Source organism: Streptomyces pallidus (ex Mingjun et al. 2026), assembly GCF_051550185.1.
Lineage (GTDB): Bacteria > Actinomycetota > Actinomycetes > Streptomycetales > Streptomycetaceae > Streptomyces.
In genome coordinates this window covers 3,763,936-3,786,981 of record NZ_CP196181.1, presented here as the reverse complement: position 1 = coordinate 3,786,981, position 23,046 = coordinate 3,763,936, and the positions used below count along the sequence as shown (strand labels likewise).

Below are 23,046 nucleotides of genomic sequence, written 5' to 3'. Positions count from 1 at the left end.
GACGCGACGACGCGGCGACGCCACGATGCCGCGGTGCAACGACGCAACGAACTGCGAAGGAAGGACCGTACGAACCCCATGACGAAGGACGTCATAGCCCTCACCCCGCGGATGCCGGACCCGTGGGCCGTGCTCGCGGGTCTGCTCTCCGGCGGCCCCGACAAGCTGGTGGACACCACGGGCGAGGGGGCGGTCGTCCAGCTCTGCGACGCGCAGGGCCGGCCGCTGGTCTCCGTCGAGGCCCCGCTGCTGGTGCAGGTCGAGGGCGAGGCGGAGCGGCTCCTCGGGGCGACCGCGCCGCCCGTCCCGTTCTGGTGGACCGAGGCCCGCGCCACCACCGGCGTCCCCGAGGCCGAGCGGCTCGCGGGGACCTTCGCGGCGCGCCTGGCCTCGCTGTCGGGCGGGACCGCCTGGCCGCCGGAGGCCGCGCGCTCGCTGGCCGTGGTGGCCGGTGAGGGGGTCGGTGTGGCGCCGGCGCCGGCCGCGGCGCAACCCGCCGTCGACGTGCTGACCGGCAATGTCGCCGTGGCCATCATGGACCGGCCGGTCGTCGCGATGACGGCCTGGCTCGCCGACGCGTTCCGGGCCTGTGCGGCAGCCGAGCGCGGGCTGCAGATCGTCACCCCGCCCGGGACGAAGCTGTCGCCGGCCGTGATGTCGGTGATGCCGGGCTGGCCCTCGCGGTGGGTGGTGCAGGACCCGCAGGACGGCTACTACGACGGCCTCAGCGGGGCGGTGCTGCGCTGGCAGGAGGGCATGTTCGCCACCGTGGTCCCCGGGGACGCCACCGAGGACGATCCGCGCACGCCGGTGGCGGCCTCGTACCAGCAGGTCGCGGCGACGGGGGAGCGGCAGCTCGCGGTCACCTACCGGACGATCCACCCGGCCGACGACCGCCTGGTCCTCGGCGGATCGGTGGAGACGGCGTGGCGCGAGCTGACCGGCGCGCCCCCGGCGGGCTGGGGCACGGCCGAGCCGGCCAACCTGCCCTGGTCGCCGGGCCGGTTGACGGACCTGGCGTATGCGCGGGCCCCCGAGCCGACCTGGTTCGTGGTGGTCGGCGGCCCGGAGCGGCCCGGCCTGGCCACCGTCAAGATCACCCGCACGAAGGCGGGCGTCGAGGAGGAGGTGACCCTGGCCTTCGGCTACGGCGCGGACGAGGAGGTGCCGCTGGAGGGTCTCCGGCGCACGGCCGAGGCCCTCGTCACCCGTCACCGACTCCAGTCGATGCTCGTACAACTCCGCAAAGCCCGCCGCGACCTGCTCGTACCGCCGCGCTTCGAAGGCCCGGGCGTCCCCCTGGCCTTCGTGCTGGGGGCGGAGGAGGTCCGGGCGATGCCCGACGACCGCGCGCAGCGCACGCCGTTGTCGCAAGCCCCGGTCAGGCTGGGGCCCAAGGCCCGTCCGGCCTTCTACTACCCGATGCCGGGGGACGCGTCGGACCTGTCCGGCTGGGCCGACTTCGAGAGGTTGATGCGCCACCTGAAGGGCGCGTAGACGGCCTGCTGGTATGTCATATCTACGTCACAGCTGCCGTGTTGCGCGTTGCAGATGCGACGCTCGTTGATAGAAGTTGGGCATACTTTCGTAAGAACTGACTGTTCCACTACGTGTACGGGGGAGGGCGAGCGATGAAGTTCGACATGGGATCGACGGTCCTGACGAACCTGATGTCCAAGTCGCGGAATTCGAGTACGGACCTGGGGACGCTGATCAAGCTGCTGGTGAACGCGGCGCAACCGTTGGAGGGGAAGTTCAACGGTCAGGGCAAGGTGGCGTTCGACTCGTTCAAGGTGCGGGCGGACGGCATCGCGAAGGAGCTGAACGCGTCGCTGGCGGCGATCCTGGGTGGTCAGTCGGGGATGGAGAAGGCGTTCTCCTCGGGTGACCAGGAGCAGGGTCAGAACGCGAAGACGCAGATGGCGTCGGCGAACTTCGACGCGGCCCGCTTCCGCGGCCGCTGATCTAACGCAACTGCAACGGGGAGTGTGACTGTCATGGGTGCTGGTCAGGACCGTCGTTCGTACGACTCGGGCGCGTCGTCGGAGGCGCAGGGGAACATCCAGGGGGTGATCGACCAGCTGGAGTCGGTCATCGCCGCGCGGGACGCGCAGGTGAAGGCCGCGATGTCCGACTTCGAGGCGGACGGCGTCTCGGCGGAGTACCACGCCAAGGAGCAGCGTTGGAAGAACGCCTCCGAGGAAGTGAAGAACATCATCCGGCTGCTGCGCTCGACGCTGGAGAAGAACGACGCGACGGCGCGCCAGACGCAGACGCGCGCGAAGGCAGCGGTCGACAACATCGGCTGAGCGGGCCGTGACACGGCCACGGGGACACGGGGGACGGGGGCGCACGGATGACGACGTGGGACATCAAGCCGCAAGGCGTGCAGGGCCAGTTGAAGACGGTCGGCGGACATGCCGGTGACCTGGAGAAGGCCCTGAACACGCTGGTCACCGCCATGTCGAAGGCGGGCGCGGCCGCAGGCACGGCCGTACCCGGCTCGGGGGCCAAGACCATGTCCAAGACCCCGGTGCAGGGCCCGGTGGCACCGGGCCAGGCGCCCCTGTCGCAGAACACGATGGGCCCGGTGGCGGCCGCCCTCGGCGAGTACCTGAAGGGGCGGGAGAAGGAACTCAAGTCCATGGCCGAGCGAATCGAGGCGTGCGTCCTCGGCGCGGTGAAGGCGACGAACGAGTACCTCGAAGGCGACCTGGAGGCGGCGAAGCAGGCGCAGGACGCGGCCAAGTCCGTCAACCTGGAGGTCCTCCGCCAGAAGCCGGGCGGTGGCCGGTGACGTCGAACGCCCCCGTCGATCCGGCGGAGGTGCCGGTCTTCACCGGGGATCTGGTGGAGCTGGACGCGCAGATCAAGGCGATCTCGTCGGGCGGGGCCGCGGTGTCGACGAAGGCGGGGGACGTCCACTCCAGCTTCGGCGGTCTTCAGGCGTTCTACCGGGCGCCGGAGGCGGATCAGCTGTTCGCGACGACGAAGCCGGTCTCGGACCTGGGTCTGAAGCTGAGTGGTGACATGTGCACGATCGCGGGTGCGTTGGGTGCGTACGCGCGTGACGTCGCTCCGCTGAAGAAGAAGCTGGAGGACCTGAAGCGCGAGGCGGAAACGTTTCGTTCGAAGGTGGCGGACGACGAGAAGTGGCGCGAGGACGGCGACCTGATCGACGAGAACCTCGATCGCCGCAACGAGATCGCCGAGGTGTGGGCGCAGTTCCAGGCGGTGGAGCGGACCGCGTACGCGAAGATCGTCGCGCTGGTGGGCGGAAAGCCGCTGAAGGTGAACGACGGCTCCAACGCCGCGGACATGTACGGCTACGACGGGGAGGCGCTGAAGCAGGCGAAGTCCCTGCCGTGGGGTGATGCGGTGGAGGAGTCGGTGCCGGCGTGGCAGGTGTGGGAGCACGCCTGGGACTTCGGCAAGGGCTTCGTCGTCGACGGTGTGTGGGGGACGATCAAGGGTCTGGGCGGGTTGGTGGGCCTGCAGGGGTGGGACACGTTCAAGCAGTCGTGGACGGGTCTGGCGAAGCTCGGGACGGGTCTGGCGATCTCCTCGATACCTGGTGTGGGGCCGTTGTTCCTGGCGGCTCCGTCGGACAAGCTGCCGTCCTGGCTGCGGGATTCGCGTACGGCGATGAAGGAGACGGGCAAGGCGCTGCTGGCGTGGGACCAGTGGGGTTCGAACCCGTCCCGTGCCGCCGGTGCGGTCACCTTCAACGTGTTGACGACGGTGTTCACGGGCGGTAGTGGTGGGGCGGTGTCGGGGGCGGGCAAGGCGGGTGCGGTCGCCAAGGCCCTGTCCTTCGCGGGCAAGGCGGGTCGGGTGGTCGACCCGATGACGTACGTCTTCAAGGGCGCGGGTGCCGGGTTCTCGAAGATCGGTGATGTGATGGCCGGTCTGCGGGGCATGGGCAAGATCGAGACGCCGAGCATCAACATCGACGGCGCGGTGGCCCTGCCCGACGGCGCGAAGATGCTGCCCGACGGATCCATCCACCTCCCCTCGGGCAGCTCCGTCCCCGAAGGCGCGATCAAGCTGGCCGACGGCACCGTCAAGCTGCCCGAAGGCACCGTCGCGCTGCCGCCCGGCACGGTCAAGGTGCCGTTCGACGGCCCGGCCAAGTACATGGACGAAGCCGGCAACCTCTACAAGGAGGACGGCAGCATCCTCCAGCGCGGGGAGGACGCCAAGGTCGAGAAGACCCCGGACACCCCGGACGGTGCGGGCACCCCGAGGTCCGACGCCCCGAACACCAGCAGCCCGGCCACGGTCAAGGCGCCCGACCGCGTCCTGGCCGGCGTGGGCGGCCGCGGCGACGACGGCATCCGCCTCGGCTCCGACATGTCCGAGCCGGTCCACCCCGTCGGCGACCACACCCCCGGGGGCCCCCGCCCGGACACCACCCCCGGCGGCCACGCCCCGGACAACATGCCCCGCAACAGCGCGGACACCCCGTCCACCGGCGGTCGTACGGATGCCCCGTCCACCCCCGGCCCGCGTACGGACAGCCCGTCCACGGGCGGCGGCCACCCCGACAACCCGGCCAGCGGCACGGGCCGTACCGACGGCCCGTCCACCGGCGGCGGCCACTCCGGGACGCCGGGCGGCGGCGCGGGGCACGCCGCAGACGCCTCCACGGGCGGAGCCCACGCGGGCACCCCGGGCGCGGGTGGCGACGCGGCCGCAGGTGCCCCGGCAGCCGCGGGCACCCCGGGCGCCGGTGCCGCGGACGACGCGGCAGCGGCGGCTCCCGCAACCCCGCGCAAGCCGATGGAGCGACCCAGCTTCATGCTGCACGGGGACAACCCCTACGGCCCTCCCGGACACCTCACGGACGCTGAGGTCCAGCAGATCCAGGTCTATAGGGCCAACGAAGAGCCGGGGTATTTCGAGCAGTACTACAAGGAGAACGGAAACCGGAAGCGGCTCGCCTTCAAGGATGAGAGCGGGACCACCCCTCCCCAGCTCACCAGGATGAACGAGAATTCCCCCTGGATCAGGGTCAAGGATGCTCCGGAACCGCCCACCCCCCACTACCTCGACCCCAAGCTCCTGCACCGGGATGCCGATACGGTTTCGGACGCGGGGCGCCTGGCGCGGCTGAAGGCTGCGACGGTAGACCGCTATTTCTCCATCGAGTGGAGAAATATGGCCGAATCGCTCAAGAAGGATGCGGAAGCGACCCACAAGGCCATCGACACGGACGAGACCCGCGGGTTGTGGGCGGAGAGTCGCGGTGCGTACCGGGAAGCCCACGCCCAAATGATCAAGGAGACCGAGAGCTACGGCGAGTTCGTGGCCGAGCACCACTACATAGCCGAGAACCATGCGGGGTCGGTGAAGCAGACCCTGCACGGTCCGAAGAACGGCAACGACCAGTTCGATCAGGTGTGGCTCCGGCCGGACGGCAAGTACGTCGTCGTCGAATGCAAGAGCAGTATCGACACGCGGCTCGGAGGGCGAAACCTGCCCAACGGGCGCAGGGTCTCCCAGGGATCACAGGAGTATTTCCTCGACATCATCCGGGAGATGGAGGAGCGAGGAAAGAAGATCAAGAGCGAGAGGATACTCGCCAGAGATCTGAAGATTGCGCTCAAGCAGGGCAAGGTGGAATACGTGGTCGTCAAGGGTGACCGTAACGCGTTCCATTACAATGGATCCCACCATCAGCGATTCGACTTGAGCAAGAGGAGTCTTCGGTGACCGTCATCGTGAGTCGGCACTTCACCCCCGGCGCCACGGAAGAAGAATGGGCCGAGGACCTCGGAAGCTCCCTCTACCAGGACATCGACGAGCTGGAGCAGTATCCGGATTGGGCGCACATGGTCTTCAACGACGCCCTTCTGCACCTCGGTGCGCGTTGCACCGTCGACCCGCGTGCGGAGCGGCTGGAGACGTGGGAGGCCGTCGTCACCGCGCTCCAACTGGGCTCGGCCGTGTTCGCCACCGTGACAGCCGACGAGGGCACCGTGGAGTGCCGAATCAACCGCGAGATGCGGACGCTCCCGGCCGGCGGCCCGGCGAGCTTCGCCGACCTCGGGATGTGGCTGACCACGTTCTGGCTCGCCATGGTCTGCCGTGACCGGGAGCGGCTGACCCAACTGGCCCAAGTCCCGCTCGACCGTATTGCGTCCGACGGCTACGACGCCTACGCCCGGCACTGGGTGGACGCCCTTCAGACGTACTGGCTCCAGGGCCCCGATCTGGTGGAGAAGCTCACCCTCGCCGTCGAGACCTCGCATCCCGACGTCGCAGCGTTCACCCCGCACAGCCTGCTCCAGGCCGTTCTCGCGCCGCCCATCAACCTCTTCTACCTGCTGATCACCAACAACCCCACCGGTTTCAACGAGTTCCTCGCCCGGTCCCTCGAACTCCACAAGGCCTACTGGACCTTCGACGAAGACCGCGCGGAGAAGCCCGACGGGCACCTCGCCCTGGCTCCCCTCGCCCTCGCCTGTCACGCGTACGACGGCGGCATGGCGATCGAAGTCGAATCCGGATACCTCCCGCACCACCTGCTCACCCGTGACTGGATCGGCGAGTTCCCGACCTGACCCGAGCGCGCACCCGACTGCTCCAGCGGGCGGCCTGCACCGCGTCGGCGGAGCGGGACGGTTCGGCCGCGTCGGCGGGCTGCCTTGCCCGTGCGCACCGGCTGTCGGGAACGTTTGAATTCTGCGATCTGATGAGAAGAGGATTCGTTGGTCACGACCATCCCCCGTCACCCGTTTCCCACGGGCAACGCGGAGGCGGGCCTCGCCGTTCTCCAGGGGAGCGCGGAGAGGCTGATCGACGGTCTGGAGGCGGATTCCACGGATCTGGGTGGAGCCCTGGACACCGCGCTCATGCTGGCCAAGGGCCACTGCCTGATGGATCCGCGGGGATCGGTCTACCCCACGTGGGACGCGTGGGTGACGGCCATGCAGGCCGGCTCCGCTGTGTTCGCCGCCGCGACCACGACCGAGACCCACGTGCAGTGCCGGATCGCGCACAAGGACCGCACGCTCGCAGCCACCGGCGTGCGGAACTACGTGACGCCCGGCACCTGGCTCACTGCCTTCTACCTGGCCGTCGTGTGCCGGGAACGGGACAGGATCACGGAGCTCTGTCGCGTGCCCCTGTCCCTGCTGCGGGAGAGCGGCGCGTACGTCGACGAGTTCGAGTACGCCTGGATCGACACCCTCCAGACCTACTGGCTGGGCGGCCCCGACCTCGGCCGGAAGCTGGTGGCCGCCGTCGACGGCAGCGACCCGGCGGTCATCAGGACCGACCAGGAGGCGGTGGGCAAGGTGCTCTACCCGCCGATGGAGATGTTCCACCGCGTCGTCCGCAGGGACGACGAGGGCTTCGACCGCGCCTTCACCGCCGCCCTTCAGCTCCACGGGGAGTACTGGAACGTGGACGGCCGCGCCACCCGCGTCTCGGGCCTCGTGGCGCTCGCTCCGCTCGCCATGGCCTGCTTCGCCCGGGAAGCGGGCATCCGGATCGAAGTCGAGTCCGAGTACGTCCCCGCGACCCTGCTGAACGGAAACTGGTGCGGCGAGTTCCCCACCTGATCCCCCGGAACTCCGCTCCCGCGTCAGGCTCGTGACGGCGGAACCTGCACGACGCGGTGGAGCCGGATCCGGAGCCCGCGCCCCGGACCGCGGCGCGCAGGGGCGTGATACTGGAGGTGCGCTCGCGGGAACCCCGCGCGGCCGCCCGACCACCCGCGACGAACCACCGTCCCACCTGCCCCGAAGGACCCGAGCATGAACGATCCGGACCGGACCCCGACCTCCATCGAGGACACCCGTTTCGGCGGGATCACCGTCCACCAGGACGGCCAGGACCGCCTTGAGGTCGACGGCGAGGGGATCCCCCGCGCGGTCCTGGAGCGGGACCCCGCGTCGGAAGCGGACGCGCAGATCGCCATCGGAACCCGCGACCCCGCCTTCCTCACCCTGCGGATCGACGGCCGGGAAGCGGAGCTTAAGCCGGCCAAGGGCGGCCTGAGCAGGCGTTCGTACAGGGTGGACGTGGAGTTCGAGGGAGTGGGCTACTGCCTGGTCCCGGACTCGGTCCCCAGCAGCCGGCTGACCCGCGACGGCGTGCACATCGGTGACTTCTCCTCCGACGGCGACGAGCTGGTCCTCGCGGAGTGGCGGGAGGGCGTCGACGTCCGGCCGCTGGACGCGTCGATCGGCTACGCGCTGGCGTCGGCCTTCGGAACCGGTGGCCAGCCCATGTGGATGGTGATCGTGGACGGCGTGAGCAGCGCGCTGCCCTAGCGGCCGCGCGGGCCGGCATCCACGCCGCATGGCCGATGCGTCCCCGTCCTCGGGCTCCGAGGACAGGCGGGTGACAGCCGAAGCCGGCCGGTCGGGTTCCCAGCCGGACGGCGACCGGCGCGCGTGCTTGCAGCCGGAAGGGCCCGGGGCTCTGAGATGGTTGACGTGGGCCGACGCGAAGAACGCGGCCGTGTACCGCCCTCGTTGACCGGGAGAGAAGTATGACCATCAAGGACATCGGGCCGGAACCCCAGAGCTTCGACCTCGAGAAGGCGACGCTCGAGAACACGAACTACCGCGCGGTCGCCTGGTCCGGGAAGTACCTTCAGCTGACCCTCATGTCGATCCCGGTGGGCGAGGACATCGGCCTGGAGGCGCACCCGGAGACCGACCAGTTCCTACGACTCGACGCGGGCCGGGGCCGCGTCCAGATGGGCAGCACGAAGGATCGACTCGACTTCGACCAGGAGGTCGAGGACGGCTGGGCGATCTTCGTACCCGCCGGCACGTGGCACAACGTCACCAACATCGGGGACGAGCCCCTGCAGCTCTACGCCGTGTACGCGCCGGTCCACCACGCGTCGGGCAGGATCCATGCGACCTCAGCCGACGCGGAGCGCGACGAGGACTCGGGCGGCGACGCGCCGCCGAACTGGTCGGTCCAACCTGCCCGACAGCCGTCCGACCAGCACGCCTGACACCAGCCCCGGGTCTCTGACCTGGGGCTTTGCCGTGAAGCGGATGACGGAGTCGAGGCCGTTGCGCCGCATGTGCGCGGCGCCCCGAGGCGCCGTCCCCGCCTAGGCGCCGGCGGCGGTTGCGTTGCGGAGGTGCCCGGGGGTGGCGCCGAGGCGCTTGCGCAGCAGGGTGGTGAGCGTGGAGGCGTTCTCGTAGCCGACGCGGCGGGCGACGGTCTCCGTGGGCAGGTCCGTGGTGCGCAGCAGGTGGGCCGCCTGTTCGAGCCGGATGGTCTGTGCGAACCGCAGGGGTGAGACGCCCAGGACCCTGTCCACGGCGCGCTGGAGGGTCCGCTCGCTCGCGCCGACCGCCCGGGCCGCTTCGGCCATCCGCAGGGGCTGGTCGAGGTGCGCGCGGACCCAGCTCTCGAAGGCGCTGACGGTGGGATCGGTGCGGGCGAGGTGGCTGGGAATGGCGTAGCCGGCTTGTGTGGGGCGGTCGTCGACCACGAGGTAGCGGGCCGTGAGGTCGGCGAGGGCGGGGCTTGCCTGCCGCACCAGGGCGAGGGCGAGGTCGAGGTGCGCCATGGCGGCTCCGGCCGTGGTCACCCCCGGGGAGTGGACCAGCATGTGACTTTCCGTCAGGGCGACTTGGGGGAACGCCTGCCGGAAGGCCGGGGCCAGCCACCAGCTGGTGGTGGCGGCGAGCCCGTCCAACACCCCTGCCTCGGCGAGGAGGAACGTACTCGTGCAGGCCGCGGCCAGGGGGATGCCCTCGGCCCGGGCCCGCCGGAGCGCCTCGCGTTCGGGTTCGCGTTCCGGGGCGGCCACCCAGTCCAGTAGGGGTGCGGGCTGTTTGGGGCCGGCCCCGGGCACGATGAGAAGGTCGGGCCGGGGTCCGTCGCCGGCGGCCCGGGCTTCGATCACGTGCCCGGAGGCCGTACGGACGGCACCCCGCCCGCTGACGCGGGTCAGTTCCCAGCGCGGTGGGGGGTGGGGCAGTTCCTCCCGCAGTTCGTTGGCCATCTGCAGGACGTCGAGGACCGTGGCCAGCCCGGAGTCGAAGAGGCCGTCCATGACCAGTACCGAGATCCTCATGTCGGAAACGGTAAAGCATCCGGCGGATCCGCCACTGACCGGAGCCCCTCGGCCGCTCATACGGTGATCACAACGCACGGCGGCGCGACACCCCACCGGGTCGCCCCGCACCCACCACGCACCGAGGAGCACTCCGTGACCAACGCCCTTGTCCCCGACACCACCCGCATCGGCCTGCTCGCCCGCATCGAGGCCAAGCCGGAGTACGTCCGCGAGGTCGAGGAGCTCCTCACCGGCGCCCTCGCCCTGGCCCGGGAAGAGGCCGGCACCACGGTCTGGTTCGCGCTGCGCCTGGGCACCACCACCTTCGGCATCTTCGACGCCTTCGCCACCGAGGAGGGCCGCCAAGCACACCTCCAGGGCAAGATCGCGGCGGCGCTCATGGAGCGCGCCCCCGAGCTGCTCGCCGAGGCCCCCGAGATCCTGCCCGTCGACGTCCTGGCCGCGAAGCTCCCCTGATCCGCCCGACCCGAGCCTTCCGGCCGGGAGCACCGCTTGGGGGCGAGCGGCGGAGGTGTCCACAGGACCCCTCCGCCCCTCCCCGCCGCTCGCGCAGTTTCTCGCCTTCGCCCACTACATCCACAGGCTCAAGCACGGACGACGGGAGACGCGGGTGGCAGGCGACTGTCACCCCCGCCCTGGGCGATGGCAAAGCCCCAGATCGCTGACCTGGGGCTTTGCCGTGGAGCGGATGACGGGAATCGAACCCGCGCCATAAGCTTGGGAAGCACTCGGCACCAGAGCCTCCGTATGGCTTCTGACCTGCAAAAACAGGCGGGCCAGGTGTGATCCCCGGGATGCGCTTCCTCGTCTCTCATGTCCGTTGTTCACTGCTGCTACTGGCACGTTGCGGCACGGCCATCTCGACTGATCGGCCCCAGGGCGCCGCCCTCGGTCGTTCCCGGCCGCCACCGCCACCGCCACCGCCACCGCCACCGCCGTACGGGCCTTCACGGCTGGTGCGGGAATCTGCCTGCTGCGGCCGACCGCTGCGACGGGCCCGCCGACCGCTGCCGGCAGTGGCGTACTCGCCTCAAGCCTGCTCTGGGGGCGTGCCGGATTCGGCGGCGCGGCGGTACTCGGCGTTGATGCGCTGGGCCTCCTCGAGCTGGTCCTCGAGGATGATGATGCGGCAGGCGGCCTCGATCGGGGTGCCCTGGTCGACGAGTTCGCGGGCACGGGCGGCGATGCGGAGCTGGTAGCGGGAGTAGCGGCGGTGGCCGCCCTCGGAACGCAGCGGAGTGATCAGGCGGGCTTCACCGATGGCGCGGAGGAAGCCCTGGGTGGTGCCGATCATCTCGGCGGCTCGGCCCATGGTGTAGGCGGGGTAGTCGTCGTCATCGAGACGGTCGTACGAGTCGTCTGCTGTCATTTGCACCTCTCCGTGAAACGCATAGAGGGGCCCTGGTGCCAGTACTGGCACCAGGGCCCTGAAGGAACTACTACACCACCTGCCGGCCCTGATGAAGCGCCGGCCTTCTGTGTCCGCACACCCGGCCTGGTAGTTGCCGTCGGCGCGGGGATCGCAGTTGCTTGACCGAAGACCACCTCGCTATCGATGTCCTGCGGTACCCGGACTCGGGACTTCCGCCCGGGCGATCCTGATGGCGCCGTGCTCCTCCGTTCTTTCCTCGCTGGTCAACTTCTTTCCCTGCAGATACTGCGTACTGCTGGTGATGCGTACTGCTCAGCGGCCTGAGGGAGCGCCGCTGCTGCCACGCCCTGGTGCGCGCGTCCGCAGCCCGACACCTTCACCAGGGGTACCGCCCTGCTGCTCTCACGGGTGCCGCATCTGCCATGACCGCGGTCCCGCTCTCGGAGGCCCCTGATCACTGCGGGCCGCCCGGTCCGGCCGCCAGTTTCGTCACCGCCCTGCGAAAGCCCTGGCTTCGAAACTCCACCGCCGCACCGTCCTGCTCACTGCGCCTACGGGTGCTGCTTGCCGGCAGTTCGTCTCTGCCAGGCCCTGCTGTCTCTGCTGGTTACGACAGAAAACATACCCCAACTGCATCTCGATATCTACTTCAGTCAACATAGATTTTCGTGTCCCGGGTGATGTGGTAGTTGGCTCCTGGCGGGGAGTGCGAAGTGGTCGCGAAGGCGCAGCCGCCCCTGCACCTGCGCGCCCGGTTGTCTTTGGCCACCCGGTAGGACGACCTGTGGGCGGGGTGAGGTGCCCCGTAGGATCGGGTTTCATGTCGAAGATTGACGAGCTGCTCGTTGACGTCGCCAGGCTGGTGGAGTCCGGGCAGAGCAACCAGATGTCCCTGACCGTCGTGACCGCGGGCGCTGTCATCACAGGTCGGCTGGCACCCGAAGCGGTGTGGCGGCAGCGGGTCTCGGAGGTCTTGGCGGACTCCGACCGGCTGGCCGAGTTCTCCACCGTCTTCGCGACCGCGGCGGCGAAGGACGGGCCGCCCACGCACCTGCACTTCCACCTGGCGCGGATCCTCCAGGGCACGGTGGGGATCCCGGAGACAGGCGGGATGTACCGCGTCTCGATCGCGGACATCAGCGCCTGGACCATGGGCGACGTCAGCTACTCCGATCACTGACCCCGCCTCACTACAGGAGCCACCCGTCGATGCACGAAGGGACCCCACCGGCACACGTGCCGGTGGGGTCCCTTCGTGCATCGACGGGTGTCAGCTCATGTCCGCCCGTGGATCACGGTCAGGCACTCGGAGCGCCGAGTGCCGCAGAGGCGTGCTGGACGGGATCGAGGCCGTGGGCGGGCGCGCTGCTCTGCGGGAGGCTGCGACAGGTGAAGCCGAGTCTGGTCATGGCGCGGACGACTTCACGGGCTGTGAAGTCGCGGCGGTCCTGGCCTGTGATGACCTGGCCGACCTGCTTGACGGGGTAGGCGCGGCGACCGATGATCACGGACTCGCCGGTGATCTCCTCGGGTTTGGCGCCCTTCATGGAGTCCAGGACGCCGCTCTTGGTGAGGTCGAAGGGGAAACGGGCGATGACACAGCGCACGATGCCTCACAAGGGGAGAGGAGAGGAGGGAAGACCGGCTCTGGTTTTGGCGGCCGTGGAGGAGGCGGACGGCCCGCGACCGGAGAGGTCGCGCAGCCGGAGCCGGTCCGTGTAGGCGGCGCTGTCACGGACGGTGGTGAGCTGGGCCCCGGTCACCAGGCCGGTGCACTGATCGTCGTTGTCGCAGACGCGCAGGTGACCGGTGCGGGCCCCGGCCATGACGGCCAAGGCCACTTCCACGGTCATGTCGTCGCAGACCTGCGGTGTGGCCGAGTCCAGGGCGTCGGCCACCGTGGGGTGCGTCTGGGTCAAGTGTGTCGGACGGGACTGCATTCGGACTGGCGTCACAACGTGCCTCCTGAGGGGACGGGTCGGCTTCCCTGTCATGCGACGCTCAGGCGGCAGTGCCGACGGAACGCCGCCGTGCGGCGGCGCGCCGGGACGCCGGGACGGGACTGCGTCGGCCGCGAGAAGCAGTGCCGAGCTCGCGCTGCTCGGTGGGCGGCGCGGTGATCTTCACGGGAATGCCGGAGGGGGTGCGCGCGCCCGTGATCCGGGCGAGCGCGCCTTCGCCAGAGCGGACCTGGGTGGTCTCGGGCACGATGCCGGCGGCCGTCATGAGACGTGTCATGGCGCGGCGCTGGTTGGCGGTGACCAGGGTGACGACGCTGCCTGACGCGCCGGCTCGCGCGGTACGGCCGCCGCGGTGCAGGTAGTCCTTGTGGTCGGTGGGCGGGTCCACGTTGACGACGAGGTCGAGCCGGTCGACATGGATTCCGCGGGCCGCGACGTTCGTGGCGACCAGAACGGTGACGTGCCCGTTCTTGAACCAGGCCAGGGTGCGGGCGCGCTGCGGCTGTGACTTCCCACCGTGTAGTGCCGCTGCCCGGACGCCGTGGCCCAGCAGGTCCTCGGTGAGGCGGTCCACGGCGTGCTTGGTGTCCAAGAACATGATCACCTGGCCGTCCCGCGCCGCGATCTCGGTGGTCAGCCTCTGCTTGTCGGCGCCGTGCACGTGCAGGACGTGGTGCTTCATCGTCGTGACCGCGCCCTGGGAGGGGTCGACGGAGTGGACTGCGGGGTCGGTCAGGTAGCCGCGGACCAGGAGGTCGACGTTGCGGTCCAGGGTCGCGGAGAACAGCATCCGCTGGCCCTCGGGCCGGACCTGGTTCAGCAGTGCGGTCACCTGGGGCATGAAGCCCATGTCGGCCATCTGGTCGGCCTCGTCCAGGACGGTGACGGCAACGTCGTCCAGCCGACAGTGGCCGCGGTCGATGAGGTCCTTGAGGCGCCCGGGAGTGGCCACGACGACTTCGACGCCGCTTCGCAGCGCGTTCGCCTGCCGGCCGATCGGCATGCCGCCGACGACGGTGGCCAGGCGCAGCTTCACGGCACACGCGTACGGGGTGAGGGCGTCCGTGACCTGCTGGGCGAGCTCCCGGGTCGGGACCAGGACCAGGGCCAGCGGCTGACGGGGCTTGGTGTGCCGCCCGGCCGTACGGGCGAGGAGGGCCAGGCCGAAGGCGAGCGTCTTGCCGGAACCTGTCCTGCCCCGGCCCAGCACGTCGCGGCCCGCCAGGGAGTTCGGCAGCGTTGCCCCCTGGATGGGGAACGGGACGGACACACCCTGCGTGCTGAGCGTGGCCAGGAGGCGCTCGTCCAGAGGGAGGTCGGCGAAGTTCTCGACAGGAGGCAGCACCGGGGTGATCGTCTCGGGCAGGGCGAACTCCCCCCGTACCGGGCCCGGGTGGTTGCCGCTTGCGACCGACCACCTCGTACCTCCCGTTCGGTTCGCGCCGAACGAACCAGGAGGACCGCCCCAACCCGCTCCGGCGGGAGCGGGGCCGCCCATGCGGCGGGTGCTGGAGGGACGGCCGGTCGTGCGTGTGGGGTTCATTCAGAACCTTTCGTGATACGGCACGTACCAAGAAACTCCGACAGTGGCGGAGAGGTGTCGGAATTGCGGGAACCGGCTGAATTGAATGCGAGAGCCGGGCGGTTCGGGCCTGAGTGCAGAATCATTGACGGGGGGCGCTGAAAGCGGGCTGCAGTGATTCGAGTGCGCGCGAAGCCCTGGGAAATGAATGCAGCTGGGGCCTGCACCCCGAAGGATGCGGGCCCCAGCTACGTATGACGCGCCAGAGTCAGGCGGGAACGATGTTCTCGGCCGTCGGGCCCTTCTGGCCCTGCGCGATGTCGAAGGAGACCTTCTGTCCCTCCTGGAGCTCGCGGAAGCCCTGGGCGGCGATGTTCGAGTAGTGGGCGAACACGTCAGGGCCGCCACTCTCCTGCTCGATGAAGCCGAAACCCTTTTCCGCGTTGAACCACTTCACGGTGCCAGCAGCCATGTCATATCTCCTTGGGGTAGTGCAGCGGAATCCGCACCTTGCGGACGCCGTGTCGCCGCAATGATCCCCCGCCCGGAAAATGACCGGAATGCAAAACGCTTCCGTGTGGCATGAGGCCGCCGGGGCGCCTGAAATTTTCGGGTACCAAAACTGCAACTGAAATCGACAGTAGCACGCCGGTGCAGTCCGTGCGGGTTCAGTTTTTTGCTCCCGTGTGTCGCCGGTAAAAACTCTCCCTGGGGCGCTGGATGAAATCTCTGCCCGCGAACCCAGATATCCGCACGTTCATAATGCGGCGTTTCGGCCGTGTCTGAACGGGTGAAGCACCGCCTGCGACGTCCGGTCTTCCGCCGACTCGGCGGCACGGTGTCGAGAGTGGATGACAAGTATCGAACCCGCGCCATAAGCTTGGGAAACACCAGGCACTTGGCCGTTTATGTGGCCTCTGACCTGCGGGAACGGTCGCCGGTGGCTTCGATCCGGCTGCCTCTCCCGACCTCTCGTTGACCGCTGTCTACCGTCCCTACCGGCACGTTGTGGCACGACCTCGCGTGCGGGAGACGATGTGGGCTCTCCGCATGCGTTCCGTCACCTGCGCCATTCGACCAGGACGAGCGTGGCGTCGTCCGAGGTGGTTTCGCCGCGTGCCCGCATGAGCGTGTTGGGACAGGTCCGGCCTTGCTCTGCTGGAGAGGATCAGCCGCGTTCCTCTTCGGCCTCCATGAGCCGGATCCCTTGGTGTGTTAGTGAGACCATTGCTGGCGTGTTGCCCGGCTCCCAGTCGACGGTGATCAGGCCCTCGGCGGCGAGGTAGGTGCAGGCAGCCGCCAGGTCCTGTTCCGGGATGTGGAGGGCGTGTCCGAGTTTCACCCCGGTGATCCCGAGAAGGCGGTTGCCCTCGGTGGCCGCGTACAGGGCCTCAAGAATCTGCTGGCGGTAGGCCTTCCGCTCGTGGAGGGTGGCCATGGCCGCGTCCCTTCATGCGTGGCGTGTGCCCAGTCCGTCAGTCTCCTCGGCGTGGGCGCCGGTGTTGGCTGACGGTCCGCTGGTGGCCAGCCAGGAGCGGGCGGGGCCCGCGACGTTTTCGGTGTCGACGGTGAGATGGAGCCGGGTACCGCCGCCCGGGGCGGGGTAGCTGCGCTGTTCCGTCGTGTCGAAGTGGCGGCGCAGGACTTCGGCGACCGCGCGGGCGGTCTCGGGCGTGGCGGCGACGATACGGACTTCAGCGTGTCCGGCCGCCGGGAGCGTTTCCGTTTTGTGAGGTTCCAACGGGATGTCCTTCGTCCGGGGCCAGCACGTCGGCGGATGGGGAGCCGGTGCCGTCCCGCCCGCCGACGCTGGGTCAGGGGAAGGTCTGGGTCATCGGCCGGCTTCTGTGTGTGCCCGCCGGTGGTGCCGGCGGCCGTGTCGCCCGACGCCCGGTAGGGCGTCGCTGAAGTGGTGGGCGGCGATTCGTGCCTCGTGCCGGGCGTTGAGGAGGAGCAGACGCATTCCGATGGCGGTCATGAGGATGATCGCTGCGATGAGGACGATGGTCTCCATGCTTCTCACCGCCAGGTGCTCCCGGGTACCGGGAGGGCCTTTCGCCCGATGAGGTGCCCGAAGGGTGACATGCAGGCTCCGCCTTCGGCCTCCCAGGTGTTCTCCTGGTTCCGGGCGTCTCGTATGCCGCGGCTGATGGCGGCTTCGTTGGCCATCAGGGTGCCGGCGGTCAGGAAGCTGCCGGGGATCGCGGCGGCGGTCATGAGGCGGGTCGCGGCGGCGGGTTCCGTCTCGGGCGGAATCACCAGCAGGTCCCAGCGGCCGACGGTGAGGGAGAGCAGGATCAGCTTGTCGGGGTGCTGCTCGGTGAACCAGCCCACATGGATGCTGTGCCCGGCGACGGGCACCTTGTGCGGGATGACGGGCCAGCGGGTGGGATTCACGGTGACGCGGGTGATGCGTCCCCAGACCTCGTCGAGTGCGGCCGCGAGCGGCGGAAGCTCGACGGCCAGGTCGCGGGAGTAGGGCCACCAGGCCCCGTCCAGCTGACCGGCGAGGGTGGTCTTCGGAGTGAGCGAAAGGCGTGCTGGGAACACTGTGGCGAGATCGCGGGGCGCGGTCCGGTCGGTGGTGGTGGTCATGGTGCGGACCTGCCCCCGGGCTACCCGTCGGCAGCCCGGCTTTTCGTGATCGCCGGAAACGGCACCGGCGTGGGAGCCGGTGTGCGGAGTACTCCCGGTCCTTCCACTCTACGTCCGTCCGGCGGACTCCAACCCGCCGCGACCAGGTAATTTTCCGACGGATGGTGGGGGAGCGCGATGTGTCGGGCGGTGGCCCGCGTCTGCCGTTGCAGGGCCGCCGCAGCGGGCACAGGCTGCTGGTAGGCGAGGCGAAGTGTTCTGGCTGAGTGGGGGCCACCGACGTACCGAGGTGAACGGGTATGCGAGACCCGCGGGACCCCGAGCCGAGCGATGCGGGCAAGGAACGCAGCACGGCGGTACTGGACGTGCGGGGCATTCTCCGCGCCACCCAACAGAACACCGTCGCCGCCGTGCTGGGCCGTCGGCCCGCTGTGCTGGACGTCGAGGTCAACCCGGTGGCGCAGACGGCCAACGTCGTCTTCGACCCGCAGCGGACCTCGCTCGCCGAACTGCGCGGATGGGTGACGGAGTGCGGCTACCACTGCGCGGGCCAGTCGGTGCCGGCGCACATCTGTGACCCGATGGACGAGCCGGATCCGCCCTATCCCGCGAGGGCGGCCGAAGCCGTGCGACCCGCGCACGGCTGGCACGAGGCGGAGGGCGTGCCGTCGCCCGAGGAGGCGATGGGCCATGGCGGTCATGTGGGGATGTCGATGGCGGCCATGGTGGCCGACATGCGCAACCGTTTCCTCGTCGCGGTGGTCTTCTCCGTCCCGATCGTGGTCTGGTCCCCGATCGGCGAGGAGGTCTTCGGCTGGCATGCGCCGGTGCCGTTCGGGCTCCGTCAGGACGTGTGGGCGCTTCTGCTGAGCCTGCCGGTGATCTTCTACTCGTGTTCGATCTTCTTCGTCGGCGCGGTCCGTGCCCTGCGCGCCCGAACGCTGGACATGATGGTGCTGGTGGCGGTCGCCATCGGCGCGGGCTGGCTGTACTCCCTGATCATCACCCTCACGGGCGGCGGGGAGGTCTTCTACGAGGCTGCCACCGTGCTGGCGTCCTTCGTGTTGCTCGGCCACTGGTTCGAGATGCGCGCCCGCGGCGGTGCCAACGACGCCGTCCGCGCCCTGCTGGACCTCGCCCCGCCCAAGGCCGTCATCCTGCGCGACGGGGAAACGTTCGAAGTCGCCACCTCCGAGGTGGCCGTAGGGGACCTGCTGCTCGTACGCCCCGGGACGAAGATCGCTGCGGACGGGGTCGTGGAGGAGGGCGAGAGCGAGGTCGACGAGTCGACCGTGACGGGGGAGAGCCTCCCGGTGCACAAGGCTCCGGGATCCTCCGTGGTCGGTGCCACCCTGAACGCCAACGGCACCCTGCGGGTGCGGGCGACCAGGGTGGGTGCGGACACGGCACTGGCCCAGATCGTCAAGCTGGTCCAGGAGGCCCAGAACTCCAAGGCTCCCGGCCAGCGGCTCGCCGACCGGGCCGCGTTCTGGCTGGTCTTCGTCGCCCTCGTCGGCGGCGCACTCACCCTCGCCGTCTGGCTGCTGGCCACCGACCGGCCCTTCGGCAGCGCGATGTTGTTCGCGATCACCGTGGTTGTCATCACCTGCCCGGACGCTCTCGGCCTGGCCACTCCCACCGCGATCATGGTTGGCACCGGGCTGGGGGCCAAGCGAGGGGTCCTGTTCAAGAACGCGATGGCCCTGGAAGCGTCCGCCGGGATCCGGACCGTGGTGATGGACAAGACCGGCACCCTCACCAAGGGCGAACCCGAGGTCACCGAGGTGATCACCGCACCCGGCCGCCACGAGGACGAGGTCCTGCGGCTGGTCGCGGCGGTCGAGCGGGAATCCGAGCACCCGCTCGCCGAGGCGGTCGTACGCTACGCGGAGTCGCGCGGCGTGGAGCAGGTGCGGGCCCGGCATTTCGAGAACGTGCCCGGCCACGGCGCGACCGCCGTGGTGGACGGCCACCGGGTCGCCGTGGGCAACCGCCGGCTGGCCGAACGCGAGGGCGTGGAACTCGGTCCGCTCGCCGTCCGGCGGGACGAGCTGGCAGCCACCGGCCGTACCGTCGTCATCGCCACCGTCAACGGCCTGGCCGCCGCGCTCATCGCCATCGCCGACGCACCGCGAGAGACCTCCTCGGCCGCCGTACGCGAACTGCGCGCACTCGGCGTCGAGGTCGTCATGCTCACCGGCGACAACCGGGCCACCGCCGAGCGGATCGCGCAGCACCTGGGCATCGACACCGTAGTCGCCGAGGTCCTCCCCGGCGACAAGGCCGCCACCATAGCCGAGCTCCGGCGCGGCGGCCGCAAGGTCGCCATGGTCGGTGACGGCGTCAACGACGCCCCCGCCCTCGCCCAGGCCGACCTCGGCATCGCCATCGGCGCCGGCACCGACGTCGCCATCGAGACCGCCGGCCTCGTCCTGATGCGCTCCGACCCGCTGGACGTGCCCACCGCACTGCGCATCGGGCGGGGCACCCTGCGGAAGATGCGCCAGAACCTCGGCTGGGCCATCGGCTACAACGCCATCGCCCTGCCCATCGCGGCAGGCGTCTTCGAACCCGCCACCGGGCTGATACTCCGCCCCGAGATCGCCGCCCTGTCCATGTCCGGATCCAGCATCATCGTCGCCGTCAACGCCCTCGCACTCAAACGCCTCCGCCTGCCCGGTGCGGCTGCCCGTGCCGCCCCAGTGGACGAAGGCGATGACGATGGTGGGTAGCCCGGCCCAGGTCGCACTGCGCCGTGTGCGGGTGCGGCATACGGTGGGAGATGTGACCGCCCATGTGCCCCGCACGCAGCCGCAGTCCCGGCCGGTGCTGCGGCTCGGGCTGCTGCTCGTTTTCGGACTCGTCATCGGGCTGCTCGGTATGCACGGCCTTGGCTCTGCCGTTGTGCTGCCGACGACGGGCGCCACCGAGCACATGTCCCACCACGTGGCGGCCGCACAGACCGACCCGCAGCATCCGTGCGCCGCCGGCGAGGACCATGACCCTGTCCGGGACGCCGGTCACGCGGACCGGATGTGCACATCTGCGGCCCCGCCCGATGCCCCCGCCATCGCCTCGCCGGACACAGCGCCCCTCGCCGGTGTACCGAGCAGCCTCGTGCATGCCCAGCCCGCGCTGTCGCTCGCACTGGCCTACGAGCCCGCCCGGGGGCGGGCACCGCCCTTGCTCGCCGATCTCCAGGTCCTGCGGACGTAGGGGCTCCTCCTGTGGCACGCGCCCGAAGGCGCCGGCCATGGAAAGCCAGCCCCCTTGCCCGTATCCGATCACTGGAGCTCAGCGAAATGAACACGAACCGATCCCTGCCGCGCTGCGCGGCCCTTGCAGCCGCCGCGGTCGCCGCCGGCCTGGTCCTGGCCGCGTGCGGTACCAACGACACCACGAACACGGCCGGTACATCTGCCGCGACCACGACCGCCCCGGCATCGACCGAGGCCGACCGGCACAACCAGGCGGACGTCACCTTCGCGCAGGGGATGATCCCCCACCACCGCCAGGCCATCCTGATGTCCGACATGGTCGCCGCCCACGGCGCATCCCCCGACGTCAAGGCACTCGCAGAAAAGATCAAGAAGGCGCAGGCCCCGGAGATCGAGACCATGTCCGGCTGGCTCAAGGCGTGGGGCGAGAGGGTCCCCACCGGCGTCAGCATGGACGGCATGGGCCACGGCGACGACTCCGGCATGCCCGGGATGATGGACGACCAGGACATGGGCCGGCTGGGCAACGCCAGGGGCAACGCCTTCGACACCATGTTCCTGAGCATGATGATCGAGCACCACGAAGGCGCCATCGCCATGGCCAAGACGGAGAAGCAGCAGGGCTCCTACGGCCCCGCCAAGGCCCTGGCCGACGACATCATCACCTCCCAGACAGCCGAGATCACCCAGATGCGCACGATGCTCAAGACAGGCTGACAGCGGCAGGGGAGCCCAACATCGCCGATCCGCTGTGCTGGCTCGACTTCGAGTTCGCCTGGAAGAGATCCACGCGTTCCTCGCCTTGCGGATCCTGGGAGTCGTCCCGGACGCCCGGCTGACCGGGCACGACCTCCAGCTCGTACTGATCAAGCTCGTCGAGAGCCAGGACCCGCTCACGACGATCGACGCCATGTTCACCACCGCACCGGCCCCTCACCCCACTCCGGCGAACGGAGCAGCCATGTCCCTGCCCCTGCTTGAGACCCCTCTCCAGGCCCGCCCGCTCCAGGGCCGCACCGCCCTCGTCACCGGCGGGACCACCGGCATCGGCGCCGAGATCGGACGCGCGCTCGCCACCGCCGGCGCGACCGTCGCGGTCAACCACCTCGGCCAGGACCACGACGCCCACGCCCTCCTCGCCGCGTTCGAGCGCGACGGCAGCCCCGGCAGCGCGGCGAACGCCGACCTCACCGATCCGGGCGCCGTCCAGACCATGGTCGACCTCGTCCGCGCCGAAATCGGGCCCATCGACGCCCGCGCCGGCCGCACGAACCTCGTCGCCTACAGCACCGCGAAGGCGGGACTGCTGGGCCTGACCCGCTCCGTTGCCCGCGAGCTGGGCCCGTACGGCATCTGCGTCAACACGGTCATGCCCGGCGCCATCCAGGTCGAGGCCGAGAACGCCATCCCCGCCCAGCACCGTGTGCGTCCGGAGGACCAGATCAAGCGCCAGTGCGTCCCCCGCCGTGGACGGCCCGAGGATGTCGCGGTCCTGGGGCGTTCCTTGTCGGCCCCTCCGCGTCGTTCATCACTGGGCAATCCGTCCACGTCGACGGCGGCTGTCTGCTGCACTGAGACCGTCAACAAGCAAGGAGACAGACCGAAATGAAGGAACGAGTCCGCGCCGTCCTCGTCACCGCTGACGACACGATGCTGGTCATCCGCCGCACCAAGCCCGACATCCCCGAGTACTGGGTCCTCCCCGGCGGCGGCGTCGAGCCCAGCGACGAGTCCCGGGAGGCCGCCCTCCATCGGGAGATCCAAGAGGAGATCGCAGGGAAGGCCGACATCGTCCGCCTCCTCCACACCATGGAGTCCGACGACGAGCGTCAGCTCTTCTACCTCGCCCGCATCGCGACCTGGTCCTTCGAGGACCGCACCGGGCCCGAGTTCAGCGCCGAGGGCCGCGGCGAGTACGCGCTGGAGGAGATCCCGCTGACCGCCGAGGGCCTCGACGGCATCGACCTCAAGCCCGAGGAGATCGCCCACGTCCTGAGGGGCGCCATCAGCGCCGGGACCCTCGCTCCGTTCAGTCGCTGAACGACCTGGGCGCGCTTCCGGGGAACACCTGTTGTGCTCCCGGAGGAGTGTGGCCGCCGCCGGTGACGGTGGCGGCCTTCGGGCTGCCGTCCGCTTCGGCGAGCGCTTGCGCCGGGGGTTCGGACTTCGGCTGCGATCCGCCCTCGGTCGCTGCTTGGTGGACCGGTGCCCCCTGGCTCCTCTTGCCGCCGATGGAGCGGGTGGGACGAGTCGGCGCCGCCAGCGTCCGGTCGGGCCGCTCGGGCGAGGTGATCCTCACAAGGGGCACCTCACCAACC

The 23,046-nt window shown here is 69.9% G+C and carries 27 protein-coding genes; 16 read left to right on the top strand and 11 right to left on the bottom strand.

Translation table 11 applies throughout. The annotated features are described in order from the left end of the window. Positions 1 to 78: 78 nt before the first annotated feature. From ACSHWO_RS16585 to ACSHWO_RS16545, 9 genes are all read left to right on the top strand, one after another. Positions 79 to 1,497, top strand: a complete 1,419-nt coding sequence (locus tag ACSHWO_RS16585) for a DUF6177 family protein (RefSeq protein ID WP_385844424.1) — start codon at positions 79 to 81, stop codon at positions 1,495 to 1,497. 134 nt (positions 1,498 to 1,631) lie between these two features. Next, the gene (locus ACSHWO_RS16580) at positions 1,632 to 1,964 is read left to right on the top strand and encodes a hypothetical protein (RefSeq protein WP_438312755.1); all 333 of its coding nucleotides are present in this window, start codon (positions 1,632 to 1,634) and stop codon (positions 1,962 to 1,964) included. 33 nt (positions 1,965 to 1,997) lie between these two features. Next, positions 1,998 to 2,309, top strand: a complete 312-nt coding sequence (locus ACSHWO_RS16575; RefSeq protein WP_438312752.1) for a pore-forming ESAT-6 family protein — start codon at positions 1,998 to 2,000, stop codon at positions 2,307 to 2,309. A 47-nt stretch (positions 2,310 to 2,356) separates the two neighbouring features. Next, positions 2,357 to 2,797 carry a DUF6507 family protein gene (locus tag ACSHWO_RS16570; protein WP_438312749.1) on the top strand — a complete coding sequence of 147 codons (441 nt, stop codon included), beginning with the start codon at positions 2,357 to 2,359 and terminating at the stop codon, positions 2,795 to 2,797. Next, positions 2,794 to 5,715 (top strand): hypothetical protein, encoded by a 2,922-nt coding sequence (locus ACSHWO_RS16565; RefSeq protein WP_438312747.1) that lies wholly within the window; start codon positions 2,794 to 2,796, stop codon positions 5,713 to 5,715. The genes ACSHWO_RS16570 and ACSHWO_RS16565 overlap by 4 nt, the downstream gene beginning before the upstream one ends. Beyond that, entirely contained in the window at positions 5,712 to 6,566 is an 855-nt protein-coding gene (locus tag ACSHWO_RS16560) for an immunity 49 family protein (protein WP_385844433.1), read from the top strand. Before ACSHWO_RS16565 ends, ACSHWO_RS16560 begins: the two co-directional genes overlap by 4 nt. Positions 6,567 to 6,713: 147 nt before the next feature. Next, the gene (locus tag ACSHWO_RS16555) at positions 6,714 to 7,568 is read left to right on the top strand and encodes an immunity 49 family protein (protein WP_438312745.1); all 855 of its coding nucleotides are present in this window, start codon (positions 6,714 to 6,716) and stop codon (positions 7,566 to 7,568) included. 195 nt (positions 7,569 to 7,763) lie between these two features. Next, complete coding sequence (locus tag ACSHWO_RS16550) at positions 7,764 to 8,282, top strand: hypothetical protein (protein ID WP_438312744.1); 519 nt, start codon at positions 7,764 to 7,766, stop codon at positions 8,280 to 8,282. Positions 8,283 to 8,503: 221 nt separating this feature from the next. After that, positions 8,504 to 8,980: a cupin domain-containing protein gene (locus tag ACSHWO_RS16545; RefSeq protein WP_385844442.1), complete on the top strand. Its 477-nt coding sequence runs from the start codon at positions 8,504 to 8,506 to the stop codon at positions 8,978 to 8,980. 102 nt (positions 8,981 to 9,082) lie between these two features. Here the strand turns inward: ACSHWO_RS16545 and ACSHWO_RS16540 are convergent, their stop codons facing one another. After that, entirely contained in the window at positions 9,083 to 10,057 is a 975-nt protein-coding gene (locus ACSHWO_RS16540) for a GlxA family transcriptional regulator (protein WP_438312740.1), read from the bottom strand. Positions 10,058 to 10,192: 135 nt separating this feature from the next. Between ACSHWO_RS16540 and ACSHWO_RS16535 the strand changes: the two genes are divergently transcribed. Further along, positions 10,193 to 10,516: a putative quinol monooxygenase gene (locus ACSHWO_RS16535; RefSeq protein WP_438312738.1), complete on the top strand. Its 324-nt coding sequence runs from the start codon at positions 10,193 to 10,195 to the stop codon at positions 10,514 to 10,516. 574 nt (positions 10,517 to 11,090) lie between these two features. Here ACSHWO_RS16535 and ACSHWO_RS16530 read toward each other — a convergent pair. Next, positions 11,091 to 11,429, bottom strand: a complete 339-nt coding sequence (locus ACSHWO_RS16530; protein ID WP_361102389.1) for a MerR family transcriptional regulator — start codon at positions 11,427 to 11,429, stop codon at positions 11,091 to 11,093. 823 nt (positions 11,430 to 12,252) lie between these two features. Here ACSHWO_RS16530 and ACSHWO_RS16525 point away from each other — a divergent pair. Then, complete coding sequence (locus tag ACSHWO_RS16525; protein WP_385844457.1) at positions 12,253 to 12,612, top strand: hypothetical protein; 360 nt, start codon at positions 12,253 to 12,255, stop codon at positions 12,610 to 12,612. Positions 12,613 to 12,730: 118 nt separating this feature from the next. Here ACSHWO_RS16525 and ACSHWO_RS16520 read toward each other — a convergent pair whose 3' ends face one another. The 8 genes from ACSHWO_RS16520 to ACSHWO_RS16485 form a co-directional block, all read right to left on the bottom strand. Further along, positions 12,731 to 13,039, bottom strand: coding sequence for an SCO5918 family protein (locus tag ACSHWO_RS16520; protein WP_404236835.1), 309 nt, complete (start codon positions 13,037 to 13,039; stop codon positions 12,731 to 12,733). A 6-nt stretch (positions 13,040 to 13,045) separates the two neighbouring features. Next, positions 13,046 to 13,387: a CBS domain-containing protein gene (locus ACSHWO_RS16515; protein ID WP_438312733.1), complete on the bottom strand. Its 342-nt coding sequence runs from the start codon at positions 13,385 to 13,387 to the stop codon at positions 13,046 to 13,048. Positions 13,388 to 13,433: 46 nt separating this feature from the next. After that, complete coding sequence (locus tag ACSHWO_RS16510; protein WP_438312731.1) at positions 13,434 to 14,936, bottom strand: DEAD/DEAH box helicase; 1,503 nt, start codon at positions 14,934 to 14,936, stop codon at positions 13,434 to 13,436. 247 nt (positions 14,937 to 15,183) lie between these two features. Beyond that, positions 15,184 to 15,387, bottom strand: coding sequence for a cold-shock protein (locus ACSHWO_RS16505; protein ID WP_361097031.1), 204 nt, complete (start codon positions 15,385 to 15,387; stop codon positions 15,184 to 15,186). A 696-nt stretch (positions 15,388 to 16,083) separates the two neighbouring features. Then, positions 16,084 to 16,353, bottom strand: coding sequence for a hypothetical protein (locus ACSHWO_RS16500; protein ID WP_438312728.1), 270 nt, complete (start codon positions 16,351 to 16,353; stop codon positions 16,084 to 16,086). Positions 16,354 to 16,365: 12 nt separating this feature from the next. Continuing rightward, positions 16,366 to 16,656: a hypothetical protein gene (locus ACSHWO_RS16495; RefSeq protein WP_438312725.1), complete on the bottom strand. Its 291-nt coding sequence runs from the start codon at positions 16,654 to 16,656 to the stop codon at positions 16,366 to 16,368. 90 nt (positions 16,657 to 16,746) lie between these two features. After that, a complete protein-coding gene (locus ACSHWO_RS16490; RefSeq protein ID WP_438312722.1) occupies positions 16,747 to 16,929 on the bottom strand; it encodes a hypothetical protein in 183 nt (60 codons plus the stop codon). 5 nt (positions 16,930 to 16,934) lie between these two features. Next, positions 16,935 to 17,510 carry a DUF5994 family protein gene (locus tag ACSHWO_RS16485; protein WP_438312719.1) on the bottom strand — a complete coding sequence of 192 codons (576 nt, stop codon included), beginning with the start codon at positions 17,508 to 17,510 and terminating at the stop codon, positions 16,935 to 16,937. Between the two features lie 299 nt (positions 17,511 to 17,809). Here ACSHWO_RS16485 and ACSHWO_RS16480 point away from each other — a divergent pair, with 299 nt between their 5' ends. The 5 genes from ACSHWO_RS16480 (at position 17,810) to ACSHWO_RS16460 (ending at position 22,768) form a co-directional block, all read left to right on the top strand. Continuing rightward, positions 17,810 to 20,242, top strand: a complete 2,433-nt coding sequence (locus ACSHWO_RS16480) for a heavy metal translocating P-type ATPase (RefSeq protein ID WP_438312716.1) — start codon at positions 17,810 to 17,812, stop codon at positions 20,240 to 20,242. Positions 20,243 to 20,294: 52 nt separating this feature from the next. Further along, the gene (locus ACSHWO_RS16475; RefSeq protein WP_438312714.1) at positions 20,295 to 20,726 is read left to right on the top strand and encodes a DUF6153 family protein; all 432 of its coding nucleotides are present in this window, start codon (positions 20,295 to 20,297) and stop codon (positions 20,724 to 20,726) included. 86 nt (positions 20,727 to 20,812) lie between these two features. Next, positions 20,813 to 21,445 (top strand): DUF305 domain-containing protein, encoded by a 633-nt coding sequence (locus ACSHWO_RS16470; protein WP_438312712.1) that lies wholly within the window; start codon positions 20,813 to 20,815, stop codon positions 21,443 to 21,445. Between the two features lie 34 nt (positions 21,446 to 21,479). Further along, positions 21,480 to 22,337 carry an SDR family NAD(P)-dependent oxidoreductase gene (locus ACSHWO_RS16465; RefSeq protein WP_438312710.1) on the top strand — a complete coding sequence of 286 codons (858 nt, stop codon included), beginning with the start codon at positions 21,480 to 21,482 and terminating at the stop codon, positions 22,335 to 22,337. Further along, positions 22,334 to 22,768, top strand: a complete 435-nt coding sequence (locus tag ACSHWO_RS16460; RefSeq protein WP_438312708.1) for an NUDIX hydrolase — start codon at positions 22,334 to 22,336, stop codon at positions 22,766 to 22,768. Before ACSHWO_RS16465 ends, ACSHWO_RS16460 begins: the two co-directional genes overlap by 4 nt. On the opposite strand, the gene ACSHWO_RS16455 is transcribed toward ACSHWO_RS16460, so the two are convergent. After that, complete coding sequence (locus ACSHWO_RS16455; protein ID WP_438312706.1) at positions 22,758 to 23,036, bottom strand: hypothetical protein; 279 nt, start codon at positions 23,034 to 23,036, stop codon at positions 22,758 to 22,760. The two genes, ACSHWO_RS16460 and ACSHWO_RS16455, sit on opposite strands and share 11 nt — an antisense overlap. Positions 23,037 to 23,046: the final 10 nt, after the last annotated feature.